Source organism: Flagellimonas abyssi (genome assembly GCF_019457905.1).
Classification (GTDB): Bacteria; Bacteroidota; Bacteroidia; order Flavobacteriales; family Flavobacteriaceae; genus Flagellimonas; species Flagellimonas abyssi.
In genome coordinates this window covers 44,815-68,000 of sequence record NZ_JAHZSV010000005.1, presented here as the reverse complement: position 1 = coordinate 68,000, position 23,186 = coordinate 44,815, and the positions used below count along the sequence as shown (strand labels likewise).

General features: G+C 43.3%; 15 protein-coding genes. 13 read left to right on the top strand and 2 right to left on the bottom strand.

From position 1 onward, the window contains the following. Nucleotides 1-13: 13 nt before the first annotated feature. The 4 genes from K1F36_RS05320 to K1F36_RS05305 all read left to right on the top strand — a co-directional run bounded on the left by K1F36_RS05320 (nucleotide 14) and on the right by K1F36_RS05305 (nucleotide 5,924). A complete protein-coding gene (locus tag K1F36_RS05320; RefSeq protein WP_220112874.1) occupies nucleotides 14-2,419 on the top strand; it encodes a 3-hydroxyacyl-CoA dehydrogenase/enoyl-CoA hydratase family protein in 2,406 nt (801 codons plus the stop codon). A 77-nt stretch (nucleotides 2,420-2,496) separates the two neighbouring features. After that, complete coding sequence (locus K1F36_RS05315) at nucleotides 2,497-3,687, top strand: acetyl-CoA C-acyltransferase (protein WP_220112873.1); 1,191 nt, start codon at nucleotides 2,497-2,499, stop codon at nucleotides 3,685-3,687. A gap of 54 nt (nucleotides 3,688-3,741) precedes the next feature. Then, nucleotides 3,742-4,077, top strand: coding sequence for a four helix bundle protein (locus tag K1F36_RS05310; RefSeq protein ID WP_313790064.1), 336 nt, complete (start codon nucleotides 3,742-3,744; stop codon nucleotides 4,075-4,077). A 41-nt stretch (nucleotides 4,078-4,118) separates the two neighbouring features. Beyond that, nucleotides 4,119-5,924: an acyl-CoA dehydrogenase family protein gene (locus K1F36_RS05305; protein WP_220112871.1), complete on the top strand. Its 1,806-nt coding sequence runs from the start codon at nucleotides 4,119-4,121 to the stop codon at nucleotides 5,922-5,924. Nucleotides 5,925-5,992: 68 nt separating this feature from the next. On the opposite strand, the gene K1F36_RS05300 is transcribed toward K1F36_RS05305, so the two are convergent. Next, nucleotides 5,993-7,792, bottom strand: coding sequence for a glycoside hydrolase family 15 protein (locus K1F36_RS05300; protein WP_220112870.1), 1,800 nt, complete (start codon nucleotides 7,790-7,792; stop codon nucleotides 5,993-5,995). A 103-nt stretch (nucleotides 7,793-7,895) separates the two neighbouring features. Here K1F36_RS05300 and K1F36_RS05295 point away from each other — a divergent pair, with 103 nt between their 5' ends. From K1F36_RS05295 to K1F36_RS05270, 6 genes are read left to right on the top strand one after another with little or no spacing between them, the layout of a single operon-like run. After that, on the top strand, nucleotides 7,896-10,106 hold the full coding sequence (locus K1F36_RS05295; RefSeq protein WP_220112869.1) for a bifunctional alpha,alpha-trehalose-phosphate synthase (UDP-forming)/trehalose-phosphatase: 2,211 nt from the start codon (nucleotides 7,896-7,898) through the stop codon (nucleotides 10,104-10,106). Next, nucleotides 10,103-11,629 (top strand): nuclear transport factor 2 family protein, encoded by a 1,527-nt coding sequence (locus tag K1F36_RS05290; protein WP_220112868.1) that lies wholly within the window; start codon nucleotides 10,103-10,105, stop codon nucleotides 11,627-11,629. The genes K1F36_RS05295 and K1F36_RS05290 overlap by 4 nt, the downstream gene beginning before the upstream one ends. Nucleotides 11,630-11,633: 4 nt before the next feature. Then, nucleotides 11,634-12,251 (top strand): TMEM175 family protein, encoded by a 618-nt coding sequence (locus K1F36_RS05285; RefSeq protein WP_220112867.1) that lies wholly within the window; start codon nucleotides 11,634-11,636, stop codon nucleotides 12,249-12,251. A gap of 1 nt (nucleotide 12,252) precedes the next feature. Next, nucleotides 12,253-13,584 (top strand): M28 family metallopeptidase, encoded by a 1,332-nt coding sequence (locus K1F36_RS05280; protein WP_220112866.1) that lies wholly within the window; start codon nucleotides 12,253-12,255, stop codon nucleotides 13,582-13,584. 10 nt (nucleotides 13,585-13,594) lie between these two features. Continuing rightward, a complete protein-coding gene (locus tag K1F36_RS05275) occupies nucleotides 13,595-15,208 on the top strand; it encodes a M1 family metallopeptidase (protein ID WP_220112865.1) in 1,614 nt (537 codons plus the stop codon). A gap of 1 nt (nucleotide 15,209) precedes the next feature. Then, a complete protein-coding gene (locus K1F36_RS05270; RefSeq protein ID WP_220112864.1) occupies nucleotides 15,210-15,779 on the top strand; it encodes a YdeI/OmpD-associated family protein in 570 nt (189 codons plus the stop codon). Nucleotides 15,780-15,783: 4 nt separating this feature from the next. On the opposite strand, the gene K1F36_RS05265 is transcribed toward K1F36_RS05270, so the two are convergent. Further along, complete coding sequence (locus K1F36_RS05265; RefSeq protein WP_220112863.1) at nucleotides 15,784-17,037, bottom strand: MFS transporter; 1,254 nt, start codon at nucleotides 17,035-17,037, stop codon at nucleotides 15,784-15,786. A 102-nt stretch (nucleotides 17,038-17,139) separates the two neighbouring features. Between K1F36_RS05265 and K1F36_RS05260 the strand changes: the two genes are divergently transcribed. The 3 genes from K1F36_RS05260 to K1F36_RS05250 all read left to right on the top strand — a co-directional run bounded on the left by K1F36_RS05260 (nucleotide 17,140) and on the right by K1F36_RS05250 (nucleotide 23,179). Then, nucleotides 17,140-18,546, top strand: coding sequence for an amidohydrolase family protein (locus K1F36_RS05260; protein WP_220112862.1), 1,407 nt, complete (start codon nucleotides 17,140-17,142; stop codon nucleotides 18,544-18,546). 21 nt (nucleotides 18,547-18,567) lie between these two features. Continuing rightward, a complete protein-coding gene (locus K1F36_RS05255) occupies nucleotides 18,568-19,824 on the top strand; it encodes a metal-dependent hydrolase family protein (protein ID WP_258538946.1) in 1,257 nt (418 codons plus the stop codon). A gap of 148 nt (nucleotides 19,825-19,972) precedes the next feature. Continuing rightward, entirely contained in the window at nucleotides 19,973-23,179 is a 3,207-nt protein-coding gene (locus tag K1F36_RS05250) for a VPS10 domain-containing protein (RefSeq protein WP_220112861.1), read from the top strand. The last annotated feature ends 7 nt before the right edge of the window (nucleotides 23,180-23,186 follow it).

Sequence of the window (23,186 nt, the reverse complement as noted above, 5' to 3'; positions counted from 1 at the left end):
CACAAACTCGCACATGAAAAGGCATATAAACAAAGTTGCCGTAATCGGTTCCGGAATAATGGGAAGTGGCATTGCATGTCATTTTGCGAATATTGGGGTCGAAGTCCTTTTATTGGACATTGTTCCGCGTGAACTCACGGAGAAAGAAAAAGCCCAAGGGCTTACTTTGGAAGATAAAGCGGTACGTAACCGCTTGGTTAACGAATCTCTGGCTTCCGCCCTAAAATCCAAACCCTCCCCTATTTATCACAAAAGCTTTGCCGATCGCATCACCACCGGAAATATGGAAGATGATATTTCCAAAGTGGCCGATGTGGATTGGATCATTGAAGTGGTCGTGGAACGGTTGGACATCAAAAAACAAGTGTTTGAGAATTTAGACAAACACCGTTCCCCTGGAACTTTGATCACTTCGAACACATCAGGTATTCCCATCCGCTTTATGAGCGAAGGAAGAAGTGATGATTTCCAGAAACATTTCTGTGGAACACACTTTTTTAATCCAGCCCGGTATTTGAAGCTATTCGAAATTATTCCTGGTCCGAAAACTTCCCAAGAGGTTCTGGACTTTTTGAATGGATATGGTGAACAATACTTGGGCAAAACATCTGTGGTGGCCAAGGATACACCTGCCTTTATTGGAAACAGGATCGGAATCTTCAGTATTCAAAGTCTTTTCCACGCCGTAAAAGAAATGGAGATGACGGTGGAGGAAGTCGACAAATTGACCGGCCCTGTAATAGGCAGACCCAAATCCGCTACCTTCCGAACCGTGGATGTGGTTGGATTGGATACCCTTGTGCACGTGGCCAATGGAATCAGTGAAAACTGCAAGGACGATGAACGTCACGAACTGTTCCAATTGCCCGATTTCATACAAACCATGATGGACAACAAATGGTTGGGAAGTAAAACTGGACAAGGGTTCTACAAAAAAGTCAAGGGAGACGATGGTAAGAGCGAAATCCTAACATTGGATTTGGACACCATGGAATACCGTTCCAAAAAGAGTGCAAAATTCGCCACTCTAGAGCTTACCAAAACCATAGACAAGGTAATTGACCGTTTTCCGGTTTTGGTAGATGGAAAAGATAAAGCCGGAGAGTTCTACCGAAAGAGCTTCGGAGCACTTTTTGCCTATGTTACCCATCGTATTCCAGAAATCACGGATGAGTTATACAAGATAGATGATGCCATGAAGGCTGGTTTCGGCTGGGAGCACGGACCTTTCCAAATTTGGGATGCCGTAGGGCTCGAAAAAGGTCTTGAATTCATTAAGGCCGAAGGTTTGGAAGCCGCTCCATGGGTATCCGAAATGAAAGGAGCAGGTATTAATTCCTTCTACACCGTGAAGGAGGGCAACACCTACTTCTACGACATTCCAAAAAAGGCCATGGAAAAAGTTCCAGGTCAGGATGCCTTCATCATTTTGGACAACATCAGAAAAACAAAAGAAGTCTTCAAAAACAGTGGTGTTGTGATTGAAGATTTGGGCGATGGAATCCTGAACTGTGAATTCCAATCCAAAATGAACACCATTGGCGGGGATGTACTGGCCGGTTTGAACAAAGCCGTGGACCTTGCCGAAAAAGATTTTGCAGGACTGGTCGTTGGTAACCAAGCTGCGAATTTTTCCGTTGGAGCCAACATCGGAATGATTTTTATGATGGCCGTGGAACAAGAATATGATGAGCTGAACATGGCCATCAAAATGTTCCAAGACACCATGATGCGTATGCGATATTCCTCCATCCCAACAGTTTCTGCTCCGCACGGTATGTGCTTGGGCGGTGGTTGCGAACTTTCACTACATGCGGATAAGGTGGTGGCAGCGGCCGAAACCTATATTGGTTTGGTTGAATTCGGCGTAGGTGTAATTCCAGGTGGAGGCGGTTCCAAGGAAATGGCGCTTCGGGCTTCTGATACTTTCAGGAAAAACGATGTGGAGCTCAACGTGCTTCAAGAGTATTTCCTCACCATCGGAATGGCCAAAGTGTCCACATCGGCCTATGAAGCATTTGATTTGGGGATCTTACAAAAAGGCAAAGATGTTGTTGTGGTCAATAAAGACCGTCAAATCGCAACAGCGAAAGCGTATGCCAAACTAATGGCAGACGCAGGCTATACCAAACCCGTCAAACGCAAGGACGTTAAGGTGCTTGGAAAACAAGCTTTGGGTATGTTCTTGGTAGGAACAGACTCTATGGAAGCTGGACATTACATTTCTGAACACGACAAAAAGATTGCCGACAAACTGGCCTATGTAATGGCCGGCGGCGACCTTTCGGAAGCTACAATGGTAACCGAACAATATCTTTTGGATTTGGAAAGAGAAGCATTTCTATCCCTTTGTACCGAAAGAAAGACTTTGGAACGCATCCAGCATATGTTGAAAACAGGAAAACCGTTGAGGAACTAGACACAAGAATCAAGACAAAAGAGCCAAGACCCAAAATCCTGACTCTTGGTCCTTGAATCCAAAAATCAAAAGAAAAAATGAAAACAGCATACATAGTAAAAGGATATAGAACAGCCGTGGGCAAAGCTCCAAAAGGACTGTTCAGGTTTAAGCGTCCAGATGAACTGGCTGCCGAAACCATAGAACACATCATGAAAGAGCTTCCTCAATTGGACAAAAAACGTATTGACGACGTTATCGTGGGAAATGCGATGCCCGAAGCCGAGCAAGGTTTGAACATGGGAAGACTTATCTCTCTTATGGGTCTGGACATTGACGATGTACCCGGGGTGACCGTGAACCGCTATTGTGCCTCAGGGTTGGAAACGATAGGGATTGCCACAGCCAAAATCCAGGCGGGAATGGCAGATTGCATCATCGCAGGCGGTGCCGAAAGCATGAGCTACATCCCCATGGGCGGGTATAAACCTACCCCAGATTACGCTACGGCCAAAGAAGGCCATGAAGATTATTATTGGGGCATGGGGCTTACCGCAGAAGCCGTGGCCAAACAATTCAAGGTTTCCCGGGAGGATCAAGATGTTTTTGCCTACAATTCCCATATGAAAGCGTTAAAAGCCCAAGAGGAAGGTCGTTTTCAAGATCAAATCGTACCCATTGAAGTCGAACACACGTTTGTGAACGAAGCTGGCAAAAAAGAAACCAAAAACTACACCGTAAACAAAGACGAAGGACCAAGAAAAGGGACCAATATCCCTACATTGAACAAACTAAGACCGGTTTTTGCGGAAGGAGGTAGCGTAACCGCAGGAAATTCATCACAAATGAGCGATGGAGCGGCCTTTGTCATGGTGATGAGCGAAGAAATGGTCAAAGAACTCAATTTGGAACCCATTGCAAGGTTGGTCAACTACGCTGCAGCAGGGGTAGAACCAAGAATTATGGGAATAGGGCCTGTAAAAGCCATCCCAAAAGCACTAAAGCAAGCCGGAATGAAGCAGGACCAAATAGACCTTATTGAATTGAACGAAGCCTTTGCATCGCAATCGTTGGCCGTTATCCGAGAACTTGGATTGAATCAAGAAATCGTGAACGTAAATGGAGGCGCAATCGCACTAGGCCACCCCTTGGGATGTACCGGGGCCAAATTGTCCGTTCAGCTTTTTGATGAAATGAGAAAGCGGGACATGAAAGGTAAATACGGGATGGTCACCATGTGCGTAGGTACAGGTCAGGGTGCCGCGGGTATATTCGAGTTCCTTTCTTAAGATACAGGATGTTAGGATTCAAGAATCAAGACTGGAATGCATAATTTCAAAAAATTGAAGATTTGGAAAGAGAGCATGGAATTAGTATCTGAATCATACAAAATTACCAGAACCTTTCCCGATTTCGAAAAGTATGGATTGGTCGGTCAAATGAATAGATGTGCGGTTTCGATTCCATCGAACATTGCAGAGGGTTCCAGTAAAAGTTCTGATAAATATTTCAAAAACTACCTCGAAACCAGCTTGGGGTCAGCCTTTGAATGGGAAACACAATTAATAATAGCACATAACGAGAATTATATCACTTCGGAAATATTTGAGCAACTAGAACAAAGCATAAAACAATTACAAAAAATGATTTCAAGTTTTCAAACCAGTTTAGGCAAGTAAATCTTGGCTCTTGATTCTTGACTCTATTAATCTAAGCAACTATGGAAACAACAGAAAAAGACATACTGAGAGGAGGTCAATTCTTGGTCAAGGAGACCAAGTGTGAGGATGTATTCACCCTTGAGGACCTTAACGAGGAACAAAAAATGATGCGCGAAAGCACCAAAGAATTTGTGGACAGGGAACTTTGGGCACACTGGGAGCGTTTTGAGAAAAAAGACTACGCCTATACCGAGGAATGTATGAGAAAAGCCGGCGAACTTGGCTTGCTAAGTGTAGCCGTTCCAGAAGCTTACGGAGGTATGGGAATGGGATTTGTCTCTACCATGCTGGTCTGCGATTACATTTCGGGCGCCACGGGATCATTTAGTACCGCTTTTGGAGCCCACACCGGAATTGGAACCATGCCCATTACCCTGTACGGAACCGAAGAACAAAAACAAAAATATGTACCTAAATTGGCTACTGGCGAATGGTTCGGTGCATATTGTTTAACCGAACCAGGAGCAGGTTCCGATGCGAACTCGGGCAAAACGAAGGCCGTGCTTTCTGATGACGGCAAATACTACAGCATCACGGGACAGAAAATGTGGATTTCCAATGCTGGATTCTGTAACCTGTTCATTGTTTTTGCCCGAATTGAAGATGACAAAAACATCACCGGGTTTATCGTGGAAAACGACCCAAAGAATGGAATCAGCTTGGGTGATGAAGAAAAGAAATTGGGCATTCACTCCTCCTCTACCCGACAAGTATTCTTCAACGAAACCAAGGTTCCCGTTGAAAACATGCTATCCGAAAAAGGAAATGGCTTTAAAATCGCAATGAACGCTTTGAACATCGGCCGTATTAAATTGGCAGCTGCTTGTTTGGAAGCACAGCGCCGAGTCATCAGCGAAGCCACAAAATACGCCAACGAGCGCGTTCAATTTAAAACCCCGATCATCAACTTTGGTGCCATCAAAGCAAAAATTGCAGATATGGCCACCAACGCCTATGTGGACGAAGCAGCCTGCTATCGTGCCGCAAAGAATATCGAGGACAGAATTGCCATTCGCGAATCTAGCGGCAATCCGCATCAAGAAGCAGAACTCAAAGGTGTAGAGGAATACGCCATTGAATGTTCCATTTTGAAGGTGGCCGTTTCCGAGCACGTACAACATACCACGGACGAAGGCATCCAAATATTCGGAGGAATGGGCTTTAGTGCCGATACCCCAATGGAATCTGCATGGCGAGATGCCCGTATTTCCAGAATTTACGAAGGCACCAACGAAATCAACCGTATGCTTTCCGTTGGAATGTTGGTGAAAAAGGCTATGAAAGGGCATGTGGACCTTTTGGGGCCAGCCACAAAAGTGGGCGAGGAATTGATGGGCATTCCATCTTTTGACACACCGGACTATTCGGAATTGCTGTCCGAAGAAAAAGACTTGCTCACAAGACTGAAAAAAGTCTTTTTGATGGTCGCTGGTAGCGCCGTTCAGAAATTTGGTCCCGATTTGGAAGAACATCAAATGCTATTGATGGCCGCTTCCGATATCTTGATTCAAATCTATATGGCAGAATCGGCCATTCTTAGAACCGAGAAAAATGCAAAACGCTTTGGTGAAGAAGCCCAGGCAGCACAAATAGCGATGTCCAAATTGTATTTGTACAGAGCGGTTGACATCATCCAGCAAAAGGGGAAAGAAGCCATAGTTTCCTTTGCCGAAGGTGATGAGCAACGTATGATGTTGATGGGACTCAAACGCTTTACCAAGTACACAAACCAACCCAATGTTGTGGAACTTAGAACGCAGATTGCCGACAAAGTTGCCGCAGATAACGGGTATACCTTTGACTAATTCAAATATTTGTTGGGATGAAAACCCACTTGGATTTGAAAACGCCCCGATCGGGGCGTTTTTTTTATTTATTTGATGGACTCCAGTATGCGCTCATCTTTTTGCTTGGTGGAGAAATTAATGGCACACTCGATTAATGCCAAATGCGAATAGGCCTGTGGGAAATTGCCCAACAAACGTTTTGTTTTAAAATCGATATCCTCGCTGAACAATCCCAAATGGTTGCTATAGCTCAATAAACGCTCGAACTGCTCCAAAGCCTTTTCTTCCTCCCCTATTTTGAAAAGTGCATTGATAAACCAGAACGTACAAATTGTAAATGAGGAAGAAGGCAATCCAAAGTCGTCCTCGTTTTTATAACGGTACAAAAGACCATCATTGCTCAAGCCTTCCTCAATAGCCTTTACAGTGCTCACATATTTTGGATCGCGCGGATGGATAAACCCGTAAGGCTCCATCAATAAAACGGATGCATCCAAATGACGGGAACCATAGCTCTGGACAAAAGCATTGATATCGCTGTTCCATGCATTTTCGTGGATATCGTCCTTGATTTTTTGCTCAAGAGCCGTCCAGCGTTCCAATTTTCGTGTCTTTCCAAACATATTGGCCACTTTAATGGCACGGTCCAAAGCCACCCAGCACAATACTTTGGAGAACGTAAAATGTCTATCGTCCCCTCGGAATTCCCAAATTCCTTTATCTGGTTCTTCCCAGTGTTTGCCCACAATCCAAACAATACCTTTGGTTATGCTCCATAGCTCCTCTACGTTCTCTATATCGTTACTGAAGTTTCGCAACTGTTCGTAGATAACATCCATTAGAATTCCATAGATGTCGTTCTGCTTTTGCATATAGGCTGCATTACCAACACGAACGGGCTTGGAACCCTTGTAACCATCGAGATGGTCCAACGAAATTTCGGTCAGCATCTTTTCCTTATTGATGCCGTACATAATCTGAAGTTTCTCGTCCTTGTCCGGCATCAAATCAATGATAAACTGCAGATAGCGCTTCGCAGAATTCTTATGACCAAGCTCCGAAACCACCTTGATTACCATGGATGCATCACGAATCCAACAGAAACGATAATCCCAGTTTCTCACCTCACCTATTGTTTCCGGAAGCGAAGTCGTGGCAGCTGCCAAAACAGCCCCTGTCTTATCATAGGTAAGCATTTTCAAGGTAATGGCACTTCTGATTATTTCATCCTTGAACTTTTGGTAATCGGGTGTCTTTGCAGACCAATCCAACCAGTACACCTTGGTCCGCTCCAGTTCCAAGGCCATCTTTTCGGTAGTGGGTTTTAATATTTTTTCGTTATAACGAATCAGGAAATAGCCATCTTCCTTAAGAGTTATTTCATCACCGTTAAGAACCCCCTCCTTGTCAAAAGAAGTATAGAGGAACAAGGTATCATACTTCTCTTGATGGGTAAGACTTGCTATAAAATCTTCTTTTACAAAATGCGTGGTCTCGCCGAGTCCATATTCCAATTTAGGGTCATACTTCACTGTAAATTTAGGTGACCCTGAGACATATTTTACATACCTGATAATTTCCGGCTGTGCCTTATATTTTCCGTTCATTTTATGGTGACGGGGCATAAAGTCGTGAAGTTCAAAAACATTTTCCCCTTCTGTAAAGCGCGTAATCAGAATAGCAGTACTGCGATAATATTCCTGTTCAATGTTATAATCCCCAATTGGATGCACTTCAAAACTCCCCCCTTTTTGCTCATCCAATAGTCTAGCAAAAATTGATGTGGAGTCAAATTGTGGCAAACAGCACCAGTCAATGGAACCATCTTTGGAAATCAATGCGGCACTCCTACAATTTCCTATAATTCCGTAATTCAAATTGTCCATAGCTCAAAAATTCTCAAAAGGTTTAGAATGAATTGGTTTTGCGCTCGAATTTCCCGATTTTTAAAGAAACAAAAAATTAAAACACGTCAAAACTTATCCTTTTATGGGCAAAACTATCATAATCTCAAATCGATTACCTGTTCAATTACAAATTAGCAATGGTTCTATAACCGCAATACCTAGTGTTGGTGGTTTGGCCACGGGCATGAAATCGGTTCACAGTGGAGGCGAAAGTCTATGGATCGGTTGGTCTGGACTAACAGACGAAGAAACGCCAGAAGAACTGGAAGATGATATAGACAAGGCCCTAAAAGAGCATGGCTGCGCCAAAGTAAAGTTGAATGCTGATGAAATTGATCGATTTTACTACGGCTTCAGTAATAGAACCATATGGCCGTTGTTTCACTACTTTTTGAAGTATTCCGAATTTGAACTGAATTATTGGGACACCTACAAAGCCGTAAACCAAAAGTTTGCCGATGCCATCATCGAAAATTCAGATGAGGACGATACCATTTGGGTGCATGACTACCAATTGATGCTCGTACCTCAAATGGTGCGCGAAAAACGTCCCGATACCACTATTGGCTTCTTTTTACATATTCCCTTCCCCTCTTTTGAAATTTTCCGAACCCTGCCTTGGCGTGAAGAGATTTTGGAAGGACTGCTGGGTTCCGATCTTATCGGCTTTCATACCTACGACTACGAGAGACATTTTTTGAGCTCTGTAAGAAGACTTATTGGACTGGATGTAAGCTTCAATGAGATTTATTTGGACAACAGGGTTATCAAAGTGGATTCGTTCCCTATGGGAATCGATTATAAAAAGTTTAGGGATGCCGCTGTATTGCACGACTCCAAAAGCAAGGACGAGCGAAGCGATTTACAGCTCCGATTGGACAATCACAAGGCATCCGCACCAGATACCAAGCTAATTCTTTCCATAGACCGATTGGACTATAGTAAGGGAATTGCAAAGCGTATCAACGCATTTGAGTATTTCCTTCAAAAATATCCAGAATACAAAGAAAAGGTACGACTGATCATATTGGCCGTGCCCTCGCGTTCCAACGTGCCCCAATATCAATTATTAAAAAGAGAGGTTGATGAACTGGTCGGACGCATCAATGGTGAATTGTCCACAGTAAACTGGACGCCAATTTGGTATTTCTACCGCTCACTACCCTTTGAAAGCCTAATCGACCTGTACACCTCTAGCGATATTGCATGGCTGACCCCGTTGCGAGATGGAATGAATTTGGTGGCCAAAGAATATATCGCCACACGAACGGATAAATCCGGAGTACTCATCTTGAGTGAAATGGCGGGCTCCGCTTACGAAATGAACGAAGCTCTGCTCATTAATCCCAACAATTTTGAACAGCAAGCAGACACACTTAAAAGAGCCTTCAATATGCCATTGGAAGAGCAGGTGTCCAGAAACACTTTCCTTCAAAAAAGACTGGAACGCTATAATGTGGAAGTCTGGGCCAATGAGTTTATGAGGTCACTAAAGGAAAAAAGAGAGCTCGGCAAGGCTTTTATCTCTGAAAAGATGTCGCCAGAAATCCTTTTATCCATTGAAAAGGAGTACGCCAAATCAAAAAAAAGACTGCTCTTCTTAGATTATGATGGTACTTTGGCCGGTTTTCATAAAGACCCACAGCAAGCCTCTCCTGATGAGGAACTTTACGAGCTCTTGGACGAACTGAACCAACAGGAAAATACGACCGTTTTTTTAATCAGCGGACGGGACAAGCAAACCTTTACCCGCTGGTTCTTGACTAAAAAATATAACATGATCGTAGAACATGGTGTATGGATTTCCCGAAATGGAGAGGATTTTAAGATGTTGGAACAGGTAAAAGGCGAATGGATGGACAAAATCCGACCAGTGCTTGAGTCCTTTGTTGACAGGACCCCTGGGTCGTTCATCGAAGAAAAAAACTATTCCCTGGCTTGGCATTACCGCAACACCGACCCCGATTTTGGAACAAAAAGGGCCACAGAATTAAATACGGTGTTACGTAGTTTGATAGGCAATGACGATATTAGTGTGCTGAACGGAAACAAGGTCATGGAAATAAAAAGCAGCAATGTGAACAAAGGCAGGGCCGCCACTCGTATGTTAAGTGAAGATGATTACGACTTTGTTTTTGCGATTGGTGATGATTGGACAGATGAATTTATGTTTCAGGAACTACCCGATTCAGCAGTTACCGTTAAGGTCGGACTTAAAAAAACCCAAGCCAAATACCATGTGGAAAACACCGCAAGGGTAAGGCAGCTTTTAAAACGTTTTACAAAACCATGACACGAACGCTTTTCGCTATTTGTTTTTTACTGGTATGCGCCCATGGATGGTCACAAACCGAAACAGAGGTCTACCTTTTTGACCTTTCTATGAATAACGGAAAGCCCATATTGACCAATCCTAAAAATATTTCCAATAACGCAGGTTATGACAATCAGCCTTCTTTTTGGGACAACGGTAGTGTTTTGTTCGCTTCAACCAGAAAGGACCAAACAGACATTCTTCGATTTAATGTTGACGAAGGAAGCACATCCTCTTGGCTGACCTATACTACCGCAGGAAGCGAATATTCACCTCTGCGTATTCCCGGAGAAAATGCATTTTCTGCTATTCGCTTGGATGTCGATGGGTTACAACGGTTATACCAATACGACTTTAAATCACGTGAGTCTACCCCTATAACCGATTTAAAAATTGGTTATCATGTTTGGTACAACAAGCATATTTTGGTTGCAACGGTTTTGGTTGAAAACCGAATGGACCTAAAGGTTATCAATCTGGAAGACAACACCCAAAAAACGGTTTACCAAAACGTGGGAAGGTCTTTGCACAAAATTCCCGGTTCAGATTTAGTGAGCTTTATAGGGAAAAGAAACAATGCTTGGGAAATTTTATCCCTTGACCCGATTACCGGGGAATCAAAAAAAATAACGAACACGTTTGACAATGAAGAAGACATTTGTTGGTTGGATGAAAATACCATCATCACTGGTGCAGGTAAACGGCTTTTGACATTGAACATTGATTCAGAAAATGCTACGTGGAAGACCATTATTGCATTCCCACAGGAGGAAATCAATAATATAAGTCGAATTGCAATTAGCCCGAACGGCAAACGATTGGCATTTGTAGCAGAGGATTCACCATCAAAGATAATTCAAAAACAAGTGGAGTCTTTTAACAATCAAAACCTAGATGCCTTTGTCTCCTGTTTTTCGGAAGGTGTTGTGGTACAACGTTTTCCAAACGATAGAATGTATCAAGGGAGAAACAAAATGAGGGAAAACTATGAACGTTTTTTTGAGAATGTCAAATCCTCGAGCGTGGAAGTCGTTAACCGAATCGTTCTAGGCAATACCGTTGTGGATGAGGAAATTACCCAAGTGGATGGAAGAGAGGGACGCCAAGTCGCCATATACACAGTAGAGAATGGACTGGTCACATCAATGACCTTTATTTTTCCAGATGGCCCCTTAACAGATGCTGAAAGTGTGGTTCAAGAACAATTGAAAGCATACAACGAAAGAGATATCGACGCCTTTGCCGGAACCTATGCCCAAGATGTAGAACTATATCAATTTCCAAAAAAGCTCAACTCAAAAGGCATTTCAAAACTGAAACAACAGTACAGTTCTTTTTTTAACAACACACCGGATTTGAACTGTGAGATCGTAAACAGAATCGTAATCGGCAACAAAGTCATAGATTATGAGTCGGTAACGGTAAATGGAAATTTGGTTAGGGCCATTGCCATTTACGAGGTAACAAACGGAGAAATTACCAAGGTCACGTTTATTCAATAACCCAATGAAGCTACCCCACAATAGAAGCAGAATTGAAGCCTTTAGCGATGGGGTTTTTGCTTTTGCCGCTACATTGCTGGTGGTTTCGGTGGGCACTCAGTCCAAAAGTTCCATACTTCAAGTGGACTGGTTGGTGTTCTTGAGTTTTGGTGTCAGTTTTTTTGCCCTGGTTGGATTGTGGTCGGTGCACTATAACTTTTTTCGAAGGACCAGTTACATGGATAATTGGATTATCGCCCTCAATGCAGTTCTGCTGTTTTTGATACTCTACTACATTTTCCCCATAAAATCCTTGATCAATTCGTGGACGGGAGCACTTCAGATCAATGCAGATGAATTTTCTTCGCTGTTCCAACTTTACAGTCTTGGGTTCCTTCTTATCTTCACCTGCTATGCACTTATGTATTTAAGGGTCTACAAAAAAGCCAACAATAGCAATATGACACATCTTTTTTATGCCCGGCATTTTGGGTTATTTGTACTTGTTGCCCTTATTTCAATTATAGTTGCCAAACTTCAATTGGGATTATATTACGGTCTTCCAGGTATTGTGTATGCACTTTTGGGCCCTTTTTGTTATTTTCACGCTTCATTCTTTCAGAAAAAAACCAACGCTTTTTAATATGAGAAAAATATTCCCCTTGCTATTTGTGGTTTTCACTACAACAATTTATGCGCAGACCGATACCAGAATTTATGACATTATCAATGCGGTTTCGTCGGAACGTATCGAATCTGATGTTACCACCTTGGTCAATTTTGGAACCAGACATACCTTGAGCGATACGGTTTCCCAGACTAGAGGGATTGGTGCCGCCAGAAGATGGATCAAGTCAGAGTTTGATAAAATTTCTTCCGATTGTGGAGATTGTTTAGAGGTTTTTTATCAAAAAAATCTAATCGAAAAAGGTGACAATGCCCGAATCGTAAAAGATGTGGAAATTGTGAACGTGGTTGCCATCCAGCGTGGGACCAAATTTCCAAACAGATTTATCATCATGAGCGGGGATATTGATTCCCGTGTAAGCGACCCTACCAACTATACTTCGGATTCCCCTGGAGCCAACGACAATGCCAGTGGAATGGCCGGGACTATTGAGGCCGCTAGGGTATTATCAAAATACAAATTCGAGAGCAGCATCATTTTCGTAGGCCTCTCCGGCGAAGAACAAGGACTTTACGGAGGAAAAGGCCTTGCCGAGTATGCCAAGAAAAAAGAATGGGATATTGTGGGTATACTAAATAATGATATGATCGGTAATATTACGGGCGTCGATGGTGTTGTGAGCAACCGGGATTTTAGAATATTCTCTGAACCTGTGCCCCCAACCGAAACAGAAGAACAAAGAAGAGCCAGACGTTTTTATGGTGGAGAGGTTGATGGTATTTCACGTCAGCTGGCACGCTATGTTTACAAAACCACTAAAACCTATATGCCAGAAATGAACCCCATGATGATCTATCGCCTAGATAGATTCGGTAGAGGTGGACACCATAGACCTTTCAACGACGCCGGATATGCAGGAATCCGAATTATGGAAGCCCATGAAAACTACACACAGCAACATCAAGATATACGCGAGGAAAATGGTATTGCCTACGGTGATGTTTTGGAGCACGTAAACTTTGAATACGCCAAAAAACTTACTGCGGTAAATGCTATCAACCTAGCTTCCATTGCTTGGGCTCCCCCTGCACCGGAAACGGTAGAAATCGGAGGCATTGTTGAACCCAGTGCCAAATTGCGCTGGAGCGAGGTAGATGGTGCCGTTGGCTATAAAATTTATTGGAGGGACACTACCTCTCCTACTTGGGACAATTACAAATATGTGGGCAATGTAACCGAACACACCTTAGATGGTGTTGTGATAGATAATTTCTTTTTTGGTGTTGCGGCCATAGGTAAAAATGGACATGAAAGTCCTGTAGTTTTTCCAAATAAAGTATTCAGATAACAAAAAAACAATGAAAAAAAGTTTAATTCTTTTTGCCCTTATACTCGGGGTATGGTCCATTAACGCCCAAGAACTTACAAGACAAGATACTTTAAGGGGCAGTATTACACCTGAAAGGGCATGGTGGGACTTGAATCACTACGACCTCAACGTTAAAATCGAGCCTTCAAAGAAGTTTATTTCGGGCTATAACGTGGTAAGGTATAAAGTTTTGGAAGAAGCCAAAACACTTCAAATTGATCTTCAAGAACCCATGAAGATTGAGTCCATTGAGCAAGATGGAAAAAAATTGAAGTTCACTTCAGAAGGCAATGCGCATTTCATCAAACTAAAGAAAAAACAGGTTCTTGGCGAATTCAACGAAGTTAAAATCACATATTCGGGACAACCACGGGAAGCTGTTCGTGCACCTTGGGACGGTGGTTTCTCTTGGAAACAGGATAAGAATGGTAATCCCTTTGTGGCTACATCCTGCCAAGGACTTGGTGCAAGCGTTTGGTGGCCCAACAAAGACCACATGTACGACGAAGTGGACAGTATGCGCATTAGTGTTACCGTTCCCAAAGAACTAATGGATGTTTCCAACGGACAACTGGAAAGCGTTGAGGAAATAGATGAATTCAAAACCTACAATTGGGTAGTAAAAAACCCCATCAATAATTATGGAGTAAATGTCAATATTGGAAACTATGTCCATTTTGATGAAGTTTTCGAAGGTGAAAAAGGTCCTTTGAAACTAGATTACTATGTATTGCCAGAAAATTTAGAGAAGGCCAAAAAGCAGTTTGTACAAGCTCCGATGATGCTCCAGGCCTTTGAACATTGGTTTGGTCCCTACCCCTTTTATGAGGATGGTTTTAAACTCGTGGAAGTTCCCTATTTAGGCATGGAACACCAAAGCTCCGTTACCTATGGAAACAAGTTCGAGAACGGATATTTGGGAAGAGACCTGTCCGGAACCGGTTGGGGTTTGCAGTTTGATTTTATCATAATACACGAAGCGGGACATGAATGGTTTGCCAATAACATCACCTATAAGGATATTGCGGATATGTGGATTCATGAAGGATTTACCGCATACTCGGAAAACCTGTACCTAGACTATCATTTTGGTACAAAAGCATCTGAAGCTTATGTTGTAGGAACACGAAGCAATATTCAGAACGACAGTCCCATTATCGGAACCTACGGAGTCAACAAATCCGGTTCTGGAGATATGTACTACAAAGGCGCCAACATGTTGCATACACTTCGCCAATTGGTGGAGGATGATGATAAATGGCGCCAAATCTTAAGAGGATTGAATAAAGATTTCTATCACAAAACAGTGACCACCAAAGAAATTGAGGGTTACCTCAGCAAACATACGGGCAAAGATTTATCCGCATTCTTTAATCAATATCTCCGAACAACAATGATTCCTAATTTGGAATACAAGTTGGAAGGAGACGAGATTAAGTTCAGATACACAGATGTAGTGCAAGACTTTGACATGCCTGTTCGGGTATTTATTGATGGTTCCGAAAAGTGGTTGTTCCCCAATAGTGAATGGAAAACCGAAAAATTGGATGGAACCCAAGTGGTTTTTGATAAAAACTTTTACATAGAGACCAAAAAAATCTGATTTGGAGAAGCACCCGGAGCATTATTTTAAAAATGATGAGGAGTGGCGCGATTGGCTTCATGAAAACCATAGCTCATACACTGGCATCCATCTTATCTTCTACAAGGTGGAACACCATAAAGAAAGTATGCGTTGGGAAGAGGCCGTAAAGGTGGCCCTGTGCTACGGTTGGATAGACAGTACCGTAAGAAGTTTAGGAGATGGCAAGCGCAAACAATACTTCTGCCCAAGAAAACCGAAGAGTACATGGAGTAAGGTGAACAAGGATTACATAAAGGATTTGTTAGACAGTGGGTTGATGCACCAAAGTGGGTTAAACGCGATTGAAATTGCCAAGGAAAACGGTTCTTGGACCGTGTTGGATGATGCCGAAAATGGTGTGGTTCCCGAGGATCTACAAAAGGCATTTAAAAAGAAGCCAAATGCCCACACCAACTTTCAGAATTTCACCGTAGGGCAACGAAAAGGGTATCTCATGTGGCTTAATCAGGCTAAACGGGAAGAAACACGAAGTAAAAGAATAAAGGAGATCATCGCCTTTTCAGAAAAAAACATCAAATACAGGAATTAGAAAATCATCTACCATATTTTCTGTGATAGACCCATGCGGCTAAACCGCCAACAAAAGCAAAGGCACTCAACATCCAAAAAACATGTTGGTGACCCAGTTCTTCTCCGGGATGTGCGTCCAATAGCATACCATAAGCTGGTCCAGCGAACACATCAGGAGTGTATCCTACCAACGAAATGAGTCCCACAGCAGTTCCTGTGAACGTAATCGGTATCTTTCCTGACTGCATTACACCAAAGTATAAAGCTCTTATAGCGTATACACCTGCCGCTATCACAACCACCGACATAAAGAACAAAAGCATTGTGGTAGGTGCAATTAGTCCACTGGCAAACAATACACCTCCAATCAAGGTTAATACAAAACTCATGAACAGAAGCCAGGTAATCTTCAGTTTATCGGCTATCAAACCCACCAAAATACCAGTGGCCGGGCGAAGGAATTGCAACAAAGTGCCCACTTTGGCAGAATCCACTTGGTTGTACAGCATCACCTCTTCCGCATATTGAGATATGATGTCCGTAATCTTATACCCCACGTAACCACAAAGAATAATCACCATCAAAAGCCAAACAGAGGGCAATTTTAAAACCTGTTTGATATCTCCCCAAGAAATCTGGTCAAGGGTTGCTTCTTCTTCGTTTTTACCCGTTTTCATAAAAAACCAGACCAAAACCCCCACCAGAATAATGATTATGGATGTTAAGTAGAGTACATATGTAAATGCTTCTTTACGGCTATCCAAACTCGCCATATCCAAAGACTCGGACAAAAAAAACGAAAACACGACCACACCCAATAAACTGAACAGGGCACCCGTAAGTCCACGACCACCATCCAAAAATCCAAAAGCCTTACCTTGGGAATCGCTTCCTCCCCAAATCCTTGTGGCCTTGATCATGGGCGCCCAAAAAAGAAAAATCGTGGTAAATCCCCACCAACCATACAACACCTGAAGTACCCACAAATCTGGATATTGAGCGAACAGAAAACCGCCCAATGCGGTCATCCACAAAGCAATGGCTATCAACTTTCTAGGCTGGTACTTGTCGGCCAATGGACCGCCCAAAATATAAGAAACCATAGCAACCAGTCCGTAAACCGAAAAGCAGAGTCCTAACTCTACGTTGTCCAACTCCAAAACATCCAGAACCGTGGGCCTAAAAACACGTGGTAGCACAAAAGGAAGGATAAAGATGGCCTCTCCCGAGAGAATCAACAATAATAAATAGAGCCAGCTTGGTTTTGTTTCCTTCAAAACTTGTATTTGGTTAAAAATCACCAAAAAAATCGGAAAAACCCAAAGGGATAGGAAATAAAAAATCAGGTATCTTTAAGGATTATAATAAACCAAACTAAAATGATTAGACCTTTACTTTTATCCCTTCTCTTCATAATCGCCAGCTGTAAGAAGGAAACTATCAACCATTACGATCTCGCAATTACCAATGCACAGGTCATCCATCTGGAAACCGGAAAAATTGAAACCCAAAATATCTTGGTATCCAATGGTAAGATTGAGGCCGTAGAAACTGAAGGTTCAAGCAATTTTAAGGCTGATTCCACCATCGACGCCTCTGGAAAGTACATTCTACCTGGGTTTTGGGACAATCATATCCATTTACGGGGAGGTGATACTTTGATCAAAAACAACAAGAACTTTCTAAAACTGTTCATTGCCAATGGCATTACCACAGTTCGTGATGCAGGCGGCGACCTCACCTATTCCGTTATGGACTGGAAAAATCAAATTGCCTCAGAAGAGTTGGTTGGCCCCACAATCTTTACCGCTGGACCAAAAATAGATGGTCCCAATAGTAGATGGGCAGGTTCCTTGGAAGTGGAAACGGAAGATGATGTTGTCCAAGCATTGGATTCGCTAGAATCTTTAAACGTGGACTTTGTAAAAATTTATGACAGTAGAATTTCACCTGACAGCTACTTGGCAGCAATAAGAGAAGCCAAGAAAAGAGGATTTACCGTTTCTGGGCATATGCCGTTCACTGTAACCTTGGAAGAGACTATATACGCAGGGATGGATGGCATTGAGCACCTCTACTACATTATGAAAGGCTGTGCCAGCAATGAAATGGAAATTACCGAGAAGCTGAGTCAGGGTGAAATTGGTTTTTGGGACGCCATGCCAGCCCTTATGGAAGGTTATGCGGACAGCACTGCGCACAAAACCTTTAATACGTTAAAAGAAAATGATGTTTTTGTAGTTCCGACCCTTCACATTGGGGAAACATTGAGTTATTTGGACGAGGTGGACCATAGCAACGATGAGTATCTTCAATACATGGGTGATGGTATCATACAAACCTATCAAGGAAGAATACAATCAGCATTAAATTCATCCGAAGAAGCCAGTGAAAATAGAAAGCGATTGGATGCTTTTTTTGGCGAATTGGCGAAATCGCTTGATTCCGCTGGAGTTCAATTATTGGCTGGGTCGGACAGCGGGGCGTTCAACTCTTATGCCTATCCTGGTATTTCCTTGCACAAGGAATTACAGGCCATGGTAGCGAACGGGATATCACCTCTCGATGCACTGCGAACCTCTTGTCCAAACGGAGCAAAATTCTTAAGTCAAACGGATGATTATGGAGAAATTTCCAAAGGAAAAGTCTCCGATTTGGTTATTTTGGATGCCAATCCATTGGAAAACATCCAAAATACACAGAAGATTTACTCCGTGATCAAGGGAAATCAGGTGTTTTCCAAAAAACGAATTCAGAAATTATTGGAGAACGCTAAAATGGATTAATTCCAAAACAACAACCTCAACATGCAATCAAAATACATATTTGTCCTAGCTATTACCTTATTGGTGAACACATTGCAATCACAGACCCTACTTGTACCAGAACGGGTTTTTGATGGTAAGAAAATCCATAACGGTTGGGTAGTGGCTATTGACAGCAACCGAATAACCTATGCTGGCCCAATGAACGGTTTGAAAAGAGCCAGCTCCTACACCAAAAAAGAATTAAAGGGCATGACCCTGATGCCAGGTATTATTGAAGGACATTCCCATTTGCTGTTGCACCCATACAACGAAACAGAATGGAACGACCAAGTTCTGAAGGAATCCCCCACTGAGAGGGCTATCAGAGGCTCCGTTCACGCCAAAAATTCATTGATGGCAGGCGTCACCGCCATGCGTGACCTGGGTTCAGAGGGAGCTGGTTATACCGATATCTACCTCAAAAAGACGATTGACGGCGGTATTATTCCAGGCCCGCGCACTTTGATGGCGGGTCCAGCCATAGTGGCGACAGGAGCCTATGGTCCAAAAGGGTTCCATGACGGTGTCACAGTGCCTCTCGGTGCTGTTCCCGTGAGCGGTAGGGACAATGCCGTCAAAGAAGTGAGAACTCAACTAGGCAACGGGGCCAACTTCATAAAAATATATGCGGATTACCGCTGGGGCAAGGGTGAGCCCTCCCAGCCTACCTTTTTACAGGAGGAAATAAACGCTATGGTTTCTGCAGCTACCACAGCTGGTCGTTATGTGGTGGCCCATGCCAGTACCCCAGAAGGAATGAGGCGCGCTATTTTGGGAGGTGTGGAAACCATTGAACACGGCGATGGCGGTACTGCCGAAATCTTTAGTTTGATGAAAGAAAATGGAGTAGCCCTTTGCCCAACCCTTGCCGCGGGAGATGCCATATCGCAATATCAAGGTTGGAAAAAAGGTGCCGAACCCGACCCGGAACGAGTGGCAAAAAAGAAAAAATCCTTTCAACTGGCTCTGCAATCGGGGGTTGATATTGTTTTTGGTGGCGACGTTGGTGTATTTACCCACGGAGAAAATTATCGTGAACTGGAACTTATGGTAGCCTACGGCATGGAGCCCATCAAAGCCTTACGATCAGCAACCTCACTGAATGCAAAAATTCTTCATTTTGATGAACTGGGAACGATTCAAAAAGGATACTTGGCAGATATCATTGCTGTTGAGGGGAATCCTGTTGAAAACATTTCTCAAATGAAACACGTAAAATATGTGATGAAAGATGGGGTCGTTTACAAGGATAAATAAGCCACGCTGTCCCTTCACACTTCATTAACATCCTTTTAAGAAATGAGGTAGGGGTTTTTGGTATCTTTAAGCGACCAAAAAATGACCGTGCTTGTCCGAAGTATGCCGTTAACTGGTCAAAGCTAAACTCAAAAAACAAAGCCAACTAATGAAAAAATCAATCCTCTATTTTGTTCTTCTTATTACGGCCAGTATCACCGCACAAGATTTTGATGTGGAACTGCTGCGCGACATGAAACCAAGAAACATTGGTCCCGCAGGAATGAGCGGTCGTGTCACTTCCATTGATGTGGTCCATTCCAATCCCGATGTAATGTTTGTTGGAACAGCTTCGGGCGGCTTGTGGAAATCAACTTCTGGCGGGATAAAATGGGAACCTGTTTTTGATAATGAAGTAACAGGCTCAATAGGAGCTGTGGCCATCCAACAATCCAACCCATCGGTAATCTGGGTAGGTACAGGAGAGGGCAACCCAAGAAACAGCCTAAATGGCGGATATGGAATTTATAAGTCCCTGGACGGGGGTAAAACATGGAAATCCATGGGATTGGAGAAAACAAGGCATATCCATAGGGTCATAATAGACCCAACAGACCCCGATGTAGTGTATATAGGCGCCATTGGTTCCCCTTGGGGCGAGCACCCCGAGCGAGGTGTCTTTAAAACTACCGATGGTGGGGAAACTTGGGAAAAGGTATTGTTCGTGAACAACAAAACAGGCATTGCCGATTTGGTCATGGACCCAAAAAACCCGAACAAACTGATTGCTGCCATGTGGGAGCACAAAAGAGAACCATGGTTCTTTAAGTCGGGCGGAGAAGGCAGCGGATTGCACATTACGCACGACGGTGGTAAAACATGGAAACAAATCACCGCAGAAGATGGACTTCCCAAAGGAGATTTGGGAAGGATTGGTGTTGCCATAGCCCGAAACAAACCCAATATCATCTATGCCTTGGTAGAGGCGAAGAAAAACGCTTTGTACAAATCCACAGATGGTGGTTTCAAATGGGAAAAAATCAATGATAAAAGCGATATAGGAAACCGTCCATTTTATTATTCAGAAATATATGTGGACCCTCAGAACGAAAATCGGGTGTATTCGGTTTTCACCTATATCAATGTTTCCGAAGATGGTGGTAAAAACTTCACCCAATTGATGCCCGCCTATGGGGTGGACAATGGTGTACACCCCGATCACCATGCTTGGTGGATTCACCCCGAAAACGGACAATTTATGATGGATGGTAACGATGGAGGTCTCAACATTACCAAAAACGGAGGCAAAACATGGCGCTTTATTGGTAATTTGCCCGTGGCACAGTTCTATCACATTAGTACGGACAACGAGTATCCGTACAATGTATATGGAGGTATGCAGGACAACGGCTCTTGGAGAGGACCCGCCTATGTTTGGAAAGCACAAGGTATCCGAAACAGTTATTGGCAAGAAATCGCCTTCGGCGATGGGTTCGATGTGGTTCCGGACAAAGACGATAGCCAATTCGGATACGCCATGAGCCAGCAAGGATATGTGAGCCGATACGATTGGAAAACAGGGAACGGTTACATTGTACGCCCTACCCCTCCCGATGCTGACACAAAACTTCGGTTTAACTGGAACGCGGCCATCGGCCAAGACCCTTTTGATAACAGCACGGTATATTTTGGAAGTCAGTTTGTGCACAAATCCACAAACAAAGGTTTGACTTGGGAAGTAATCTCGCCAGACCTGACGACAAACGATAAAGAAAAACAAAAACAGAGCGAAAGCGGTGGACTTACGATGGATGCCACAGGGGCGGAAAACCACTGCACCATCATCGTCATCGAACCTTCACCCGTTGAAAAGGATATGCTCTGGATTGGAACTGACGATGGACGTGTGCACTATACCCAAAATGGTGGAGAAACTTGGGTCGATGTCACCAAAAACATCAAAGGCTTACCAACGGGAAGCTGGATTCCACAGATAAAAGCTTCCCAAAACAATAAAGGCGAAGCCCTATTGATAGCAAACGATTACAGAAGGTTTAATTATACACCATACGCCTACCGCACCAAAGACTATGGCAAAACCTGGACCCGTATTGTAGATGAAAACGATGTGGAAAGCTACACGCTTTCCATTATCGAGGACCAAAAAAACCCAAACCTCATGTTCTTGGGTACGGATGATGGACTTTATCTTTCATTGGACGCAGGCAACAATTGGAAAAAATGGGACAAGGATTTCCCAACCGTTTCCACAAAGGATTTGGCCATTCATCCAAGGGAACAGGATTTGGTCATCGGAACCTTTGGTAGGGCCGCTTGGGTATTGGATGATATCCGACCGTTACGAAAATTAGCGGACAATACATCTGTTTTGGAGAAAGAAATCGGTCTTTTTGATAGTCCTGATGCCTTTTTGGCCGCTTACCAACAGCCCACTGGCGGTAGGTTTGGTGGAGATGCCATTTACAGCGGTGAGAACAGGGAGTCGGGAGCTATGATCACATACTACCTAAAAGAAGGAGCTGACAAATCCAAGGAAGAGAAAAAAGACGAGAGCGATGAAGGTGACAAGGCCGAGGACGAAAAGCCAAAGGAAAAAATCAAGGATTCCATCTTTTTTGAATTCTATGATGGTGATAGGCTCATCAGAACATTGAAATACAAAACTCCCGAAAAGGCTGGTTTCCATAGAATTTATTGGAACCTGGATGAAAAAGGTCCAGATAGACCTTCGAGAACCATCAGCAAACGCGATAGGGAACGTGGTGGTATCGAGGTAAAACCAGGAACTTACAAAGTAAAGGCGGTTTATGGCGATGTGTCCGATTCCACCATGGTAACCGTTAAAACGGACCCAAGGTTGGATGTTGATCTCGCCTCCATCAACGAAGTGTACGAAACTGGCAAAAAACTGGAAGGGTACACGCAAACAGCCGCGGATGCCGTAAAACAATTGGTGGAAAGCAAAAATTTGGCAGAAAAATTCAAAAAAGAGCTCAAGGAACTGGACAAGGACAAGTTCAAGGAACAGATAAAAGCATCCGAAGAAATTACAAAGCAAATCGATTCTGTCATTGCTCTGTATTTGGGCAAGGAAGACAAACGACAAGGAATCACCGATGACCCCGAACCCAACGTAATGACCAGATTGGGAGATGCTTCTTATTATGTGAACACAAGAAAATCTGGAATCACCGAAACCGAAAGAAGAATGATTCGGTTTGCAGAAGAAGAACTAAAGGCAGTATTGGAAAGCACCAATGCCTTCTTTAATGATGAATGGAAATCGTACAGAACATCCATTGAATCATTGGATCTATCTCCTTTTAAGGAAACCGAAAGTTTTGAACTTAAATAAGCGAACC